A 13801-nucleotide genomic window follows, 5' to 3' on the forward strand; every position below is an offset into this window, starting at 1 on the left:
GGCAGGAGCGACGCCGGGCAGGTCAGCGGTCGCGGCGTAGGACCGCGTCCAGTGCCGCGGTCACCTCGGCCTCCGGATCGTCCGCGGGACCGGTGGCGCGCCAGGCCACGACCCGGTCCGGGCGGACCAGCACCGCTCCGCCGGGGCCGGTCCCCCGCCGGTCGAGCCAGGCCGTTCCGGGGGCGAGCAGGTCGCCGTCTAGGTGCCCGATCCGGACCGCGTCCAGCCCGACACCCAGCTCGCCGGCCACCTTCGCCGCCGCCTCGGCCCAGGCCTGCCCGTCCTCGCCGGCGATCAGCAGGAACCGACCGGGACGGACCAGGTCCATCACCGGCAGCCGGGCCGTGACGTCGCCGTCGGGGTCGACCCAGGCGTGCGGCAGCAGTGCTCCCGGACGGGTGCCCGGCCGGTGGATCCGCGGGTCCGGCGGCGGGTCCGCCGGCGAGCCGTCGTCCACGAGCGCGGTCGCCGGGTCGGCAGGGTCCAGCTCGTAGCCGTACTCGATGCCGAGCGCGTCGAACTCCCCGGACTGGTCGGCGAAGGCACGGCGCATGCGGCGCCGGAGGTCCTCGTCGGCGGGGTCGTCCCCCCACATCCGGCGCAGCGTCGCCCAGTTCCGGTCCGGGTCGCTGCCCGGGCCGAAGCCGGCCGCCTCCATGCCCCGCAGATGGGTGACGATGTTGGCCACGGCGTGCTGGACGAACTGCACCGTGACCGGTTTGCGCTCGGCCTCGTAGCTGTCGAGCAGGCCGGGTCCGGCCTGGCCCTGCAGCACCGCGGCGACCTTCCAGACCAGGTTGTGCGCGTCCTGGATCGCGGAGTTGAGCCCGAGCCCGCCGGTCGGCGGCAGCCGGCGCACGGCGTCGCCGAGCAGCAGCACCCGGCCGTCGGCGAACCGGTCGGCCACGACGCCCTCCACCAGCCACCGGTTGATCCGGTGGACCTGCATCGGGTGCCGGTCCAGGCCCAGTGCCCGGCGCAGCTCGGCCACGACCGCCTCGTCATCGGGGACCGGGACGTCCATCGGGAAGCTCAGGTGGAACACCCACTCCTCGGAGTCGGTCCCCCAGCGCTGCGGTCCCATCGGCACGATCGCGCAGCTGGTACCGATGTGCGGCAGCCAGATCCAGCGGATCAGGACCTCGTCGTCGCGCAGCCAGCGGGTCAGGTCGGTCGTGGCGTGCACCGACATCGACCGGAACAGGTTGCTGACGCCCTCCATGGTCACGCCGCGGTCGGGCCCCACGAAGCGGCCGCCGTCGCACCCGAGCACGTACCGCGCCCGGACCCGGGTGACCTCGTCGGTCGCGACGTCGCGCACGGTGGCGGTGACGCCGTCCTCGTCGGGGTCGAGGGCGGTGACCTCCCGGCCGAACCGGACCCGGCCGGGGGCCAGCTCCTCGGCGCGGCGGCGCAGCAGCGGTTCCAGCCGGATCTGCGGGAGGTTGGTGGTGCGGCACGGGCTGGCCGCGACCCAGGCCGGGGCGGTCGCGCCGGCGCCCCAGCACTCGATCCGGGCGATCTCGCGCCCGTAGTCGTCGTGCTCGCCGCGCAGCCCGGCGTACCAGCCGGTGTGGCTCATGTTCGCCGCGGGCGTCCCGGCCGCGTACACCTGCTCGGCCAGGCCCAGCTCGCGCAGGATCTCCATGGTCCGCTGGTTCAGCACGTGCGCCTTGGGCACCGTCGAGGTGTCCGGACGGGCGCTGACCAGCAGCGAGTCGATCCCCAGCCGGGACAGCAGCATGGAGGCGGTCAGGCCGGCCCCGCCGCCGCCGACGACGAGCACGTCGACCTCGCGCACGTCGTCCTCGCGCCGCTCGACCCCGGGCACCTCGACCCCGGGCACGTCGACCTCGGGCAGGCCGCCGGTCATGCGGGCCGCCGCCCGACCACCGCGCCGTTGGCGCCCGCGGCCTCGAACCGGACGACCTCGAGGTCGACGAACCCGGTGTCGGCCAGCCAGCCCAGGTACTCGGTCTCGGAGTAGTTCTCCCCGCCGTCGTGGGCGACGAGCATGTTCATGCCCATCAGCGCCGCGGCGGGAGGTCCGCTGCGCGCGGGGTCGAGCAGGAGCTCGCAGACCACCACCGCACCGCCGGGCGGCAGCGCCTCGAAGCACTTGCGCAGCGTCTCCCGGTTGCGTTCCTCCCCCGCGCAGTGCAGGACCTGGCTGAGCACGATCAGGTCGTGTCCGGACGGCAGGGCGGCGTCGGTGAACAGGTCGCCCGGTGCGGTGCCGATCCGGTCCTCCAGACCGGCCGCGGCGACCTTCTTCGTGGCGACCGGGCAGACGTGCGGCAGGTCGTACACGGTCGCCCTCAGGTTCGGGTGACGCCGGCACAGTTCGATCGGGAACCCGCCGGAGCTGCCGCCGACGTCCAGCAGCGCGGTGTGCCGGCCGACGTCGTAGGCCCCGGCCAGCGCGCCCGCGGTGGTGAGTGCGACGGCGTGCATCGCGTTGCCGAAGAACTCGGTCATCACGAAGTTGTCGACCTCGAAGACGCTGTCGCGCTCCTCCGGCTCGGCGAACACCGGGCTGTCGGTGCGCAGCGCCTCGGTGATGCCCTGCCAGCCGGGGTAGAGCACCCGATCGTAGAACTGCACGAAGCCGCCGAAGTGGTCCTCGACCCCCTCGACGAGGAACTCCTGGGCGAGCGGGGTGTTGCGGTAGTGGCCGTCGGCGGTGCGCTCGACCAGTTCCAGGGAGGTGAGCGCGGCCAGCAGCACGCGTGCGGGGCGCGGAGCGAGCCCGAGCTCCTCGGCGAGCTCCGCCTCCGTCCGGGCACCTCGGCCGGACAGGGCCGTGAACACGTCCAGCTCGACGGCGGCGGCGAGGGTCTTGAAGGCCATGAACCCGTTCACCAGGTTCAGCAGCGGTATCTGGGACGGCCGTGCGGACTGCTCGGTCACGTCGGTCTCCTCACGGGTCTCGGTCACCAGGTGACGGGAAGGGCGGCGAGCCCGCCGGCCAGGCGGCCGCCCGGGTGCGGCGCGAGCTCGGAGTCGTCGACGGCCAGGCGCAGGTCGGGGAACCGCTCGAACAGGGCCCGGTAGGCCACCCCGAGGATGATCCGCACCAGCGGCGCGCCGGTGCAGTGGCGCAGGCCGTGGCTGAAGGTGAAGTGCGGGTTCGGCACGCGGTCGACGTCGAAGGTGAACGGGTCGTCGAACACGCGCGGGTCGTGGTTGGCCAGCGAGAAGTCCACCATCACCAGGTCGCCGCGGCGGATGGTGACGCCGTCGACCTCGATGTCGGTGTGCGCGTAGCGGGGCAGCACGGGGGCGCCGATCGTCGCGCGGAGCACCTCGTCGACGGCCCGCGACATCACGTCCGGGTCGGCGACGGCGCGCCGGCGCTGCTCGGGGTTGCGCAGCAGCAGCAGGGTGCCGAAGTCGACGTGGCTGGCCAGCCCGGACAGCCCGGTGAACAGCAGCGCGACGATGTGCGTCGCGATCGCGCGGTCGTCCAGCCCGGTCTCGACGAACCGGGACACGACGTTGTCGCCCGGCGCTGCCCGCACCCCGGCGGCCGTCGCGGAGGCCCGCTCGAACAGCGCCTCCATCCCGGCGTGGGAGTCCGCGGCGTCGGTGGTGTCCCCGACCCGGTCCATCATGGACAGCAGCGGCTCCCGCTCCTCCTCCGGGATGCCCATCATGTCGCAGAGCGCCTGCTGCGGGAACGGCATCGACCATGCCTCGTGCAGGTCGGCGGGGGCGCCCGCCTCCTCGATCCGGTCCAGGAGCCGCTCGGCGATGGCCTCCACGGAGGCGCGGCGGTCCAGCACCCGGCGGGCGGCGAAGCTCGCGGTGTACATCGCGCGCTTGGTCAGGTGCTCCTGGAGCTCGACCTCCGGGGGTGCGTCGGTGATGAGCATGTCGAGCATCGGGTTGTCGAGGAACTTCGGGGCGTGTGCCGGGTCCTCGTGGGACCGGCCGAGCCGGTTGTCGGTCAGCAGGGTCGCGACCTCGGCGTGCCGGGTGACCAGCCATGCGGGGTCACCGACCGGGGTGCGGATCGGGCACACCCCGGCCTGCTGCTGCAGCCGCAGCCGCAGCGGGCTCAGCGTGAGCACACCGGGCGGGTCGATGCCGACGATCGGCGGCTCGTCGTGTGCCGCGGCGGCACTCGTCGTGGAGGTGGACATGGGTTCTCCCTCGGGTGGACCGGGACGGACGGGTCAGGTGCGTGCCGGCACGCGCTCGGTCAGCCACTCCTCGACGACACCGGCGGTCAGGGCGGAGTCCTCCATCACCATCGCCATGTGCGTGGTGGGGATCTCCCGGACCTCGTCGGCCGGGACGGCGACGCTGATCCCGGACGCGGTGGCCGCGCCGGTGGCCTCGTCGTCGCGCGAGCACCGGACCATGAGCGTCGGCACCGTCGGCTCGTCACCGATGCCGGTCATGCTCACGAACCAGTGCGCCATCGCGGAGAGCCGAGCGCTGTTCATGCTCACCGCGGGCGAGTCCATGGTGGTGAAGTAGTGCTGGGAGGTGGCGTCGAAGTCGATCGCCTCGCCGCCGTCGTAACGCAGGCTCAGCGTGTCGAGCATGATCACCGCCTCCGGGCGGACCCCCCAGGTGCGCTCGAGGATCCCGGCGGCGAAGTAGGCCAGCGTGCCCCCCGAGGAGTGTCCGAGCAGGACGAACGGCTCGCCCTCGGAGGCGTGCAGGATGCTCTCCGCGACGACCCGGCCGGCCGCCTCGGTGCTCGCCGGGAGGCTCTCCCCCGGCGCGAAGCCCACCAGCGGCAGCGCCGAGACGTGCCGGCGGCCGCGCAGGTGGGCCGCCATCCGGGCGTAGAGGTGCACGCCGGCGCTCGCTCCGGGCGAGCTGATGCAGATCAGCCGCGGGTCCCGGGACCCCTCGGCCAGGACCACGGGTGCGGGCAGCTCCGCCAGCTCGGCAGGGCTCTCGAAGCTGGGCCGCAGTGCGGCGACCGCGGACAGCATCCGCAGCCCGGCCAGCGACCGCCCGTCCCGGACGGCCTGGCTGAACAGCTCGTGCACGGTCTCCCCGGCGGGCACCGTCCGCGGCCCGGGCCCGGGCCCGCCGGACGTCGCGGCGCCCTCCACCACCTCGGGTGCGGTCGCCAGGTACCGGGCGAGCTCGGCGGGGGTGCGGTGGTCGAACACCACCGAGGTCGGCAGCCGCAGACCGAGCGCCTCGGACAGCGCGTTGCGCATCTCGACCGCGATCAGCGAGTCGAAGCCCAGCTCCAGGAAGTCCCGGTCCGGGTCGATGCCCGCGGGGTCGTCGTGCCCGAGCAGCCGGGCGGCCTGGGCCACGATCTCGGTGCGCAGCAGCTCCACCCGCCCGTCGGCGTCGCGCTCCCGGAGCCGGGTGCCCAGTGTCGCCGGGGCGACACCGGTCCCGGCGACCGGGCGGGTCCGGCGGACCAGGCCGCGCAGCAGCGGCGGCACGGTGCCGGCTGCGGCGCCGCCGCGCCCGGTCCCGAGCTCCAGCACGACCGTGGCCGGGCGGTCCGCGGCGACCGCGGCGTCGAACGCGGCGAGCCCGCGGCGCACGGTCAGCGGCGGGAACCCGGAGCGGGCGATCCGCTCGGCGGCGGCCGGGTCGGCGGTCATGCCGCCGGTCGGCTCCCACGGCCCCCAGGCGATCGACGTCGCGGGCAGGCCGAGTCCGTGCCGGTGTGCGGCGAGCGCGTCGAGGAACGAGTTCGCCGCCGCGTAGACCCCCTGCCCGGCGCCGCCCATGATCCCGGCGACCGAGGAGTAGAGGACGAAGAACCGCAGCGGCAGCGCGCGGGTCGCCTCGTGCAGGTTCCAGGCACCGCCGGCCTTGGGGGCGAGCACCCCGGCCAGCCCGTCGGCGGTGGCCGCCGCGACCAGGCCGTCGTCCAGGACCCCCGCGGCGTGCACGACCCCGGTCAGCGGGTGCGCCTCCGGGACCGACGCGACGAGCGCGGCGACGGCGCCGGGATCGGCGACGTCGCAGGCGGCGAGGGTGACCCGGGCGCCGTGCTCGGCGAGCTCGTCGCGCAGGGCGACCGCACCCGGGGCGTCGGCGCCGCGACGCCCGGCGAGGACGAGGTGGCGCACCCCCGCCCCGGTGACCAGGTGCCGGGCCAGCTCCGCGCCGATCCCGCCGGTCCCGCCGGTGACCAGCACGGTGCCGTCGGGGTCGGGGTCCGGGGTCCCGGACAGCGCGGTGGTGACCGGCGCCAGCCGCGGGACGCGCACGACACCGTCGCGGACGACGACCTGCGGCTCGTCCCCGGCGGTCAGGCCGGGCAGCGCCGCCACCGAGTGTTCGGAGACGTCGATGTCGGCGAGCAGGAACCGGCCGGGGTTCTCCGACTGTGCCGAGCGGACCAGCCCGGCGGCAGCGGCCGCGGGCAGGTCGCGCGGCGCCTCCCCCGGCGGTGCCGCGGCGCCGCTGGTCACGAACACGACGGTGCAGCCGGCGAGCCGGTCGTCGGACAGCGCCTCCTGCAGCAGTGCCAGGGTGCGTCCGCCCAGCTCGCGGGTCGCGGCCGGGACGTCGTCGGTGTCGGGCGCGGCGAGCGGGACGAGCACGGCGTCCGGGACGCCGGCGGCGGCGTCCGCGACGGCGCCGAGGGTGTCTCCGAACGCGTCGACGGTGTGCCCCGCCGAGTGCACCCCGTAACCCAGGTGCCAGTGGTCGACGCCGACGATCCCCCATCGCAGCCCGCCCGGGTCGGGTGCCTCACCCGCCCGTTCCGGCCAGTCCTGCGTCAGCAGCGGCAGCCGTCCGGTGGCGGGGCCACCGCGCCCCGAGGTGGTGCGCAGCTCCAGCGCCTCCACGGTCAGGACCGGCAGGCCCGCCCGGTCGCTGGCCCGCACGCTCACCGATCCCGGGCCCGCGGCGGTGATCCGCACCCGCAGCGTCGTGGCGCCGGAGGCGTGCAGGACGGCCCCGGACCAGTCGAACGGCAGGCCCGGGGTGTCCTCCTCGAGCAGCACGATCGGGTGCAGCGCCGCGTCGAGCAGCGCCGGGTGCACGCCGTAGCCGCCGGTGTCGCCGGTCGTCCCGGCGGAGATCTCGGCGTACACGGAGCCGTCGTGGCGCCAGGCGCGCGCGACACCGCGGAAGGCCGGGCCGTAGTGCAGCCTGCCGTGCTCGGACAGGCCCTCGTAGAACCCCTCGAGGTCGACCGGTCGGGCCCCGGCGGGCGGCCACTCGGCGTCGTCCGGCGCCGGGACGGCGTCGTCGGCGGTGGTCAGCCGTCCCGACGCGTGCAGGGTCCACGGGCCGTCCGGGTCGCCGGCGGGCCGGGCGTGCACGGTCACCGGGCGGCGGGGGTCCGCCGCCGCGGGGTCCTCGGGGGCGCCGACCCTGACCTGCAGGGCGACGGCGTCGTGCGGGCCGAGCTCGAGCGGCTCGGTCAGGGTCAGCCCCTCGACCCGCTCGCAGCCGGTGGCGTCGCCCGCGCGCAGGACGAGCTCGAGGAAGCCGGTGCCGGGGAAGAGCACCCGCTCGCCCACGACGTGGTCGGCCAGCCACGGCTGCTCGGCGAGCGACATCCGTCCGGTCAGCACGGTCTCACCGGACCCGGCGACCGAGACGGTGGCGCCGAGCAACGGGTGGTCCGCCGAGCCGAGACCGAGGCCGGAGGCGTCGGGGACACCGATCGCGGCGGTGCCCGACGGCCAGTGCCTGCGGTGCTCGAAGGCGTAGGTCGGAAGCTCGACCCGGCGCGCACCGGTCCCGGCGAACCCCGCCGCCCAGTCCACCTGTCCGCCCGCGACGTGCAGCTCGGCCAGTGCACCCAGCACCGAGTCCTGCTCGCTCCGGCCGGTGCGCAGGGCCGGGACCAGCACCGCGCCGTCGGGGGCCGAGGCCGCGGCCAGTGCGGTCAGCGTGGAACCGGGCCCGACCTCGACGAACGCGCCGATGCCCAGCCCGGCCAGGGTGGCGACGCCGTCGCCGAACCGGACCGGGTCGCGCAGCTGGCGGACCCAGTACTCGGGCCGGGCCAGCTCCTCCCGGGTGGCCGGGCGGCCGGTGAGGTCGGAGATCAGCGGGATCGACGGCGCGGCCGCGGTCAGGTCGGCGACGATCTCGCGGAAGTCGTCGAGCATCGGGTCGAGCAGGGGCGAGTGGAACGCGTGCGAGACGGCCAGGCGGGTGGTGCGGCGTCCCTCGGCCGACCAGCGGGCCGCCAGCTCCTCGACGACGGCGGTCACCCCGCTGACCACCACCGAGCGGGGCCCGTTGACCGCGGCCAGCGCGACCTCGTCGGTGTGCCCGGCGATCAGCGGCACGACCTCGTCCTCGGTGGCCTCGACGGCGACCATCGCGCCCTCGCCGGCCATGGTCTGCATGAGCCGGGCCCGGCCGGCGACGAGCGCGCAGGCCTCCTCCAGCCCGAACACCCCGGCGACGTGTGCGGCGGCGAGCTCGCCGATGGAGTGGCCGAGCAGCGCGTCCGGGCGCACGCCCCGGGACTCCAGCAGCCGGAACAGCGCGACCTGGCCGGCGAACAGCGCGGGCTGGGCCCACCCGGTCTCGGTCAGGGTGTCCGGGTCCTCGCCCCACAGGACCTCGCGCAGCGGGCGCTCCAGCCACGGGTCGAGGTGGCGGAACACCGTCTCGATCGCGTCGGCGAAGACGGGCTCGGTGGCGTACAGCTCGCGGCCGGCCCCGAGGCGCTGGCTGCCCTGTCCGGAGAACAGCAGCGCGGTGCTGCGCCGGGTCGCGGTGCCGCGGGCGAGCTCGCGGACGCCGTCCGGGCCTGCGGCGAGCACGACGCGGTGCGGATGGGTGCCGCGGGTGCTCGCCAGGGACCAGCCGACGTCGAGGGGACGGGGGGCGTCCGGTCCGGTGGCCAGGGCGGTGATCCGCTCGACCTGGCCGTCCAGCGCACCCGCCGTGCGGGCCGACACCGGCCAGGGCACGGTGCCCGGTGTCCCCGGTGTCCCCGGTGCCGCCGTGGTCCCGCCGGGGGCGGCGCCGGGCTCGGGGGCACCGTCGTCGGGCTCCGGCTCCGGGGCCTGTTCCAGGACGAGGTGCGCGTTGGTGCCGCTGATGCCGAACCCGGACACCCCGGCGCGGCGCGGCCGGTCGGTGCGCGGCCACGCCTGCGCGGTGGTGAGCAGCTCGACCTCGCCACCGGACCAGTCGACATGCGTGGTGGGGCGGCTGACGTGCAGGGTGCGCGGGAGGGTGCCGTGCCGCAGCGCCTGCACGGTGGCGATCACCCCGGCGACGCCCGCGGCGGCCTGGGTGTGCCCGAGGCGGGACTTCACCGCGCCGAGGCGCAGCGGGTGCTCCCGGTCGGCTCCGTAGGCCGCGATCAGCGCCTGGGCCTCGATCGGGTCGCCGAGCACGGTGCCGGTGCCGTGCGCCTCGACGGCGTCGACGTCGGCCGGGTCGAGACCGGCCGAGGCGAGTGCGGAGCGGATCACCTGGACCTGCGACGGGCCGTTCGGTGCGGTGAGACCGTTGGAGGCGCCGTCGGAGTTCACCGCGGACCCGCGCAGCACCGCGAGCACCGGATGCCCGTGCGCGACGGCGTCGGACAGCCGCTCCAGCAGCACCACGCCCGCGCCCTCGGACCAGCCGGTGCCGTCGGCGTCGTCGGAGAACGCCTTGCACCGGCCGTCGGCGGCGAGACCGCCCTGCCGGGTGAACCCGGCGAAGTTGCCGGGGGTGGCCATCACGGTGGCGCCACCGGCGAGCGCGAGACCGCACTCACCGGCCCGCAGCGCCTGCGCCGCCAGGTGCATCGACACCAGCGACGACGAGCACGCGGTGTCCACGGTCACCGCCGGGCCGACGAACCCGAGTGCGTAGGACAGCCTCCCGGAGATGACGCTGGCCGCGGTGCCGGTCCCGGCGTGGCCCTCCACGTCCTCCCCGGACCGCATCAGCACGTGGCCGTAGTCCTGACCGTTGGTCCCGACGAACACACCGGTCCGGCTGCCGCGCAAGGTTTCCGGGTCGATCCCGGCCCGCTCGACCGCCTCCCAGGTGGTCTCCAGCAGCAGCCGCTGCTGCGGGTCGGTCGCGAGCGCCTCGCGCGGGGAGATCCCGAAGAATCCGGCGTCGAAGTCACCGGCGCCGTCGAGGAACCCGCCGCGCAGGGTCGCGCTGTGCCCGCGCTCGCCGCCGGCGAGCAGCGCGAGGTCCCAGCCCCGGTCGGTCGGGAACGGCCCGATCACGTCGTCGTCGGAGCACAGCAGCCGCCAGAGGTCGTCGGGCGAGTCGATCCCGCCGGGGAACCGGCAGGCCATGCCGACCACGGCGATCGGCTCCCGCACACCGGCCTCGGCCTCCTCGAGACGCCGGCGCGTCCGGTGCAGGTCGGCCGTGACCCACTTCAGATAGTCGACGAGCTTCTGGTCGTCCGGCACGGCGGGCACCTTCCTTCTGGGCTGACGGGTCGGCGGTCAGGAGTGGTCGGAGCCGTTGCGGGCCCGGCCCAGCTCGTTGTCGATGAAGGCCAGGACGTCCTCGGCGCTGGCCTCGCGGATCCGGTCCTCCACCCCGGCCCCGCCGGGGCCCCGGTCGCGGGCCTCGTGCCGGGCGAGCAGCCGGCGCAGACGCGTGAGGACGTCGGCGCCGGTGAGGTCGGCGGGATCGGCCGAGGCGAGGGCCGCGTCGAGGCGGTCGAGCTCGGCGGTGAGCGCGGGCACCGGGCCGGTCGCGCCGACCAGCTCGCCGACCAGGTGCCGGGCCACCGCGAGCGGGGTCGGGAAGTCGAACACCAGGGTCGAGGGCAGCGTCAGCCCGGTCGCCGCGGTGAGCCCGTTGCGCAGCTCGACCGCCGCGAGCGAGTCGACGCCGAGCGCCCGGAACTCCTTGTCGACCGTGACCTCGGCGACGTCGTGCCCGAGCACCGCGGCGGCGCTGCGGGTGACGAGGGACAGCACGTGCTCCTCGCGGCGCTCCGGCGCCATCTCCGTCAGGGTCCGGGCCAGGTCCTGCGACGACGTCCGGTCCGACGCGCTGCGCCGGCCACCGACGACCAGGCCGCGCAGGATCGGCGGTACCGGTCCGGCCGGACGGCCCCCGCCACCACCGAGGCGGACGGCGACCTGGACCGGGTCGGTGCGGGTCACCGCCTCGTCGAACAGGGCCAGGCCGTCGGCGGTGTCCAGCGGCGGCATCGCGGTGCGGGCGGCCCGTTCCGCGACGGCCTCGCCCATCCCGGCCGCCCAGGGGCCCCAGGCGAGCGACAGCCCGGGCAGGCCGAGGTCGTGCCGGTGTCGGGCCAGGTCGTCGAGGGCGACGTTCGCGGAGGCGTAGTTCGCCTGCCCCGCGGCGCCGAGCACGCCGGCGACCGAGGAGTAGAGGACGAACCCGCGCAGCCCGGCGTCGCGGGTGAGGTCGTGCAGGTGCCAGGCGCCGTCGACCTTCGGGGCGAGGACGGTGTCGAGCCGCTCGTCGGTGAGCGAGCCGACGGTGCCGTCGTCGAGCACACCGGGAGGCTTATTCAGGCCCCGTGAAATAACGATCTAGCCCGGCGTGTCGGGTTGGGCGACAGCCCGTCCATCGCGAATATTGGTTTGCCGAATCAATCCGAGATGAACGGGCTGCCGCAGTATGTACTATACCACTGGTTTCCGGCGTGATGAAATTCAGGATCTTGTCGCTATAGTGTATGAGCAGGATCAGCGGGACGCGACGGAGGCACGTTTGTCTTGGCCGCCGGTTCTGGGGTTGTTCTGGTCGGTGGTGATCACGTTGGCGTATCTGCGCGGGAATCGTGTGCAGTGGGAGTTGGCGGAAACCTATGGGGTGTCGCAGTCGACGGTTAGTCGAGCGATCACGGGGGTGACACCGTTGCTGGCACAGGCGCTGCGGAGTGTCGTTCCGACGGCAGAGGAGCTTCGTGCCGATCGGCAGTACATCATCGATGGAACCTTGCTGCCCTGCTGGTCATGGGCCGCGGTGCCGGGTCTGTGGTCGGGCAAGCATCGCACCACCGGCGTCGTCGTCCAGGTCGCAGCCACCCTGGAAGGGCAGCTGTCGTGGATCTCCGACCCGACCCCAGGCTCCGACACGACCTATATTGCCTCGACCAATCCGGCGCCCTCGACCACCTCGCCACATACCCCCCGGGGCGATAAAGGATACATCGGGCGCGGCATGCTCACCCCGTTCAAAAAACCACCCGGCCGGGAACTTCTCAACTGGCAAAAACATTCAACAAGAGCCTCAACCACACACGCGCCACCATCGAACGAGTCATCGCTCATATCAAAACGTGGAAAGTTCTCCACACAGACTACCGGCGGCCCTACGCCACATTTAAAACGACAATCTCGGCAGTCATCGGACTCATCTTCTACACACTTACCTGACGGAGCCTGAATAAGCCTCCGGCGGTGTGCACCACCGCGGTCAGCGGGTGCTCGGCCGGGACCGCCGCGAGCACGGCGGCCAGGTCGGCCCGCACGGCGGTGTCGGCCGCGGCCACGGTGACCTCCGCGCCGTGCGCGGCGAGCTCGGCCCTCAGCTCCAGGGCGCCGGGGGCGTCCGGGCCGCGGCGCGAGACCAGCAGCAGGTTGCGGTGGCCCCGGCCGGCCAGGTGCCGGGCCAGCTCGGCGCCCAGGCCGCCGGTGGCGCCGGTGACGAGCACGGTCCCGTCCGGGTCCCAGCCGGGCACCGGGCCGTCCCCGGTGCCGTCGGTGGGTCCGTCGGCCGGGGCGAGCCGGGGCACCCGGACCGCGCCGTCGCGCAGGACGAACTCGGTCTCCCCCGCCGTGAGCAGGGCGGGGAGGGTGGCGAGCGCGGCGAGCGACCCGGCGTCGGTGTCGGCGACGGCGAAGACGCCGGGGGGCTCGGAACGGGCCGAGCGGGCCAGCCCCCACACGGTGCCGGTGGCCGGGTCGGCGAGCCGTTCGTCCGGTGCGGCGGCGACGCCGCCGCGGGTCAGGAACAGCACCGTCAGGTCGGGGCGCTCGGTGGCCAGCCGGTCGGTGACGACGCCGAGCGTGCGATGGGCCAGCGCGCGGGCACGTCCGGGGACGGACCCGTCGGTGTTCGCGGGCAGCGGCACCACGAGCATGCCGGTGCCGTCGGGCACCGCGTCGACCGTGGCCACCACGCCGACCTCGCGTCCCGTCCCGGTCAGCGCCTCGGCCACCGTGCGGGCGACGTCCGGCTCGGCGCCGGCCGGGGTGGGGTCCAGCACCGCCCAGCGCGCCACGTCGACCGGGGCGAGGTCCTCGGCCGGGACCCAGTCGGTGCGCAGCAGCGCCCCGGCGCCGCGCGATGGGCGCACGGGCGTCCCGTCGGGGACGGCGAGGGTGGCGGCCACGGTGAGGACCGGGGCGCCCGCGCCGTCGTGGGCCGAGATCCGCACGCCGCCGGTGCCGTCGGGGCGCAGGGCGACCCGCACCCGCAGCACGGTGGCGCCGGTGGGTCGCGTGCAGCCGTGCGTCGTGCCAGGCGGTGGCCCGCAGGGCGGGCTCCCCGGCGTCGGCGGCGGCGATGCGCACGGCCGCGTCGAGCAGCGCGGGGTGCAGTCCCCAGCCGACCGGCCCCCGGCCCGGGGTCTCCACCAGCGCGATCTCGACGAGGACGCCGTCGTCGGTCCGCCACGCTCCGCGGACCGAGACCGGGCCGTCCGCCGGGAGCGCACCGTCCGGGGCGATCTCCTCGGCGGTCCCGGTCCGGCTGCGGGAGGACGGCGGGCACCTCGTAACCGTCGGGGCCGGGTCCGGCGAGCACGCCGGTGGCGGTGCGCGACCCACGGGGCGTCCCCGGTGCGGGAGTGGACGGTGACCGGGTGGCGCCCGGACCCGTCGTCGTCGCCGGCGCGGACCTGCGCAGCGCGAGCGCTCCGGTGGCCGGGACGACGAGCGGG

General features: G+C 75.3%; 4 protein-coding genes and 4 pseudogenes. 1 reads left to right on the forward strand and 7 read right to left on the reverse strand.

Annotated elements, in window-relative coordinates:
• Positions 1-22: 22 nt before the first annotated feature.
• The 5 genes and pseudogenes from KPL59_RS02405 to KPL59_RS02425 form a co-directional block, all read right to left on the reverse strand.
• Complete coding sequence (locus tag KPL59_RS02405) at positions 23-1873, reverse strand: FAD-dependent monooxygenase (RefSeq protein ID WP_226359771.1); 1851 nt, start codon at positions 1871-1873, stop codon at positions 23-25.
• Complete coding sequence (locus tag KPL59_RS02410) at positions 1870-2937, reverse strand: acetylserotonin O-methyltransferase (RefSeq protein ID WP_226352486.1); 1068 nt, start codon at positions 2935-2937, stop codon at positions 1870-1872. The genes KPL59_RS02405 and KPL59_RS02410 overlap by 4 nt, the downstream gene beginning before the upstream one ends.
• Complete coding sequence (locus tag KPL59_RS02415; RefSeq protein WP_226352487.1) at positions 2934-4145, reverse strand: cytochrome P450; 1212 nt, start codon at positions 4143-4145, stop codon at positions 2934-2936. The genes KPL59_RS02410 and KPL59_RS02415 overlap by 4 nt, the downstream gene beginning before the upstream one ends.
• Positions 4146-4178: 33 nt before the next feature.
• Positions 4179-10337, reverse strand: a pseudogene (locus KPL59_RS02420) (type I polyketide synthase); the annotation flags it as partial.
• 39 nt (positions 10338-10376) lie between these two features.
• Positions 10377-11408, reverse strand: a complete 1032-nt coding sequence (locus KPL59_RS02425; RefSeq protein ID WP_226359773.1) for a beta-ketoacyl reductase — start codon at positions 11406-11408, stop codon at positions 10377-10379.
• A 124-nt stretch (positions 11409-11532) separates the two neighbouring features.
• On the opposite strand from KPL59_RS02425, the pseudogene KPL59_RS02430 reads away from it, so the two are divergent.
• Positions 11533-12293 (forward strand): annotated as a pseudogene (locus tag KPL59_RS02430) (transposase family protein).
• 11 nt (positions 12294-12304) lie between these two features.
• On the opposite strand, the pseudogene KPL59_RS37375 reads toward KPL59_RS02430, so the two are convergent.
• Positions 12305-12592 (reverse strand): annotated as a pseudogene (locus KPL59_RS37375) (SDR family NAD(P)-dependent oxidoreductase); the annotation flags it as partial.
• A 60-nt stretch (positions 12593-12652) separates the two neighbouring features.
• Positions 12653-13576, reverse strand: a pseudogene (locus KPL59_RS37380) (hypothetical protein); the annotation flags it as partial.
• Positions 13577-13801 lie beyond the last annotated feature (225 nt).

The organism is Pseudonocardia sp. ICBG1142, from assembly GCF_020496255.1.
Lineage (GTDB): Bacteria > Actinomycetota > Actinomycetes > Mycobacteriales > Pseudonocardiaceae > Pseudonocardia.

Excerpts from the sequence above, each read along its gene's own strand:
- KPL59_RS02405 (WP_226359771.1), bottom strand. The coding sequence starts at position 1,873 with ATGACCGGCGGCCTGCCCGAGGTCGACGTGCCCGGGGTCGAGGTGCCC.
- KPL59_RS02415 (WP_226352487.1), bottom strand. The coding sequence starts at position 4,145 with ATGTCCACCTCCACGACGAGTGCCGCCGCGGCACACGACGAGCCGCCG.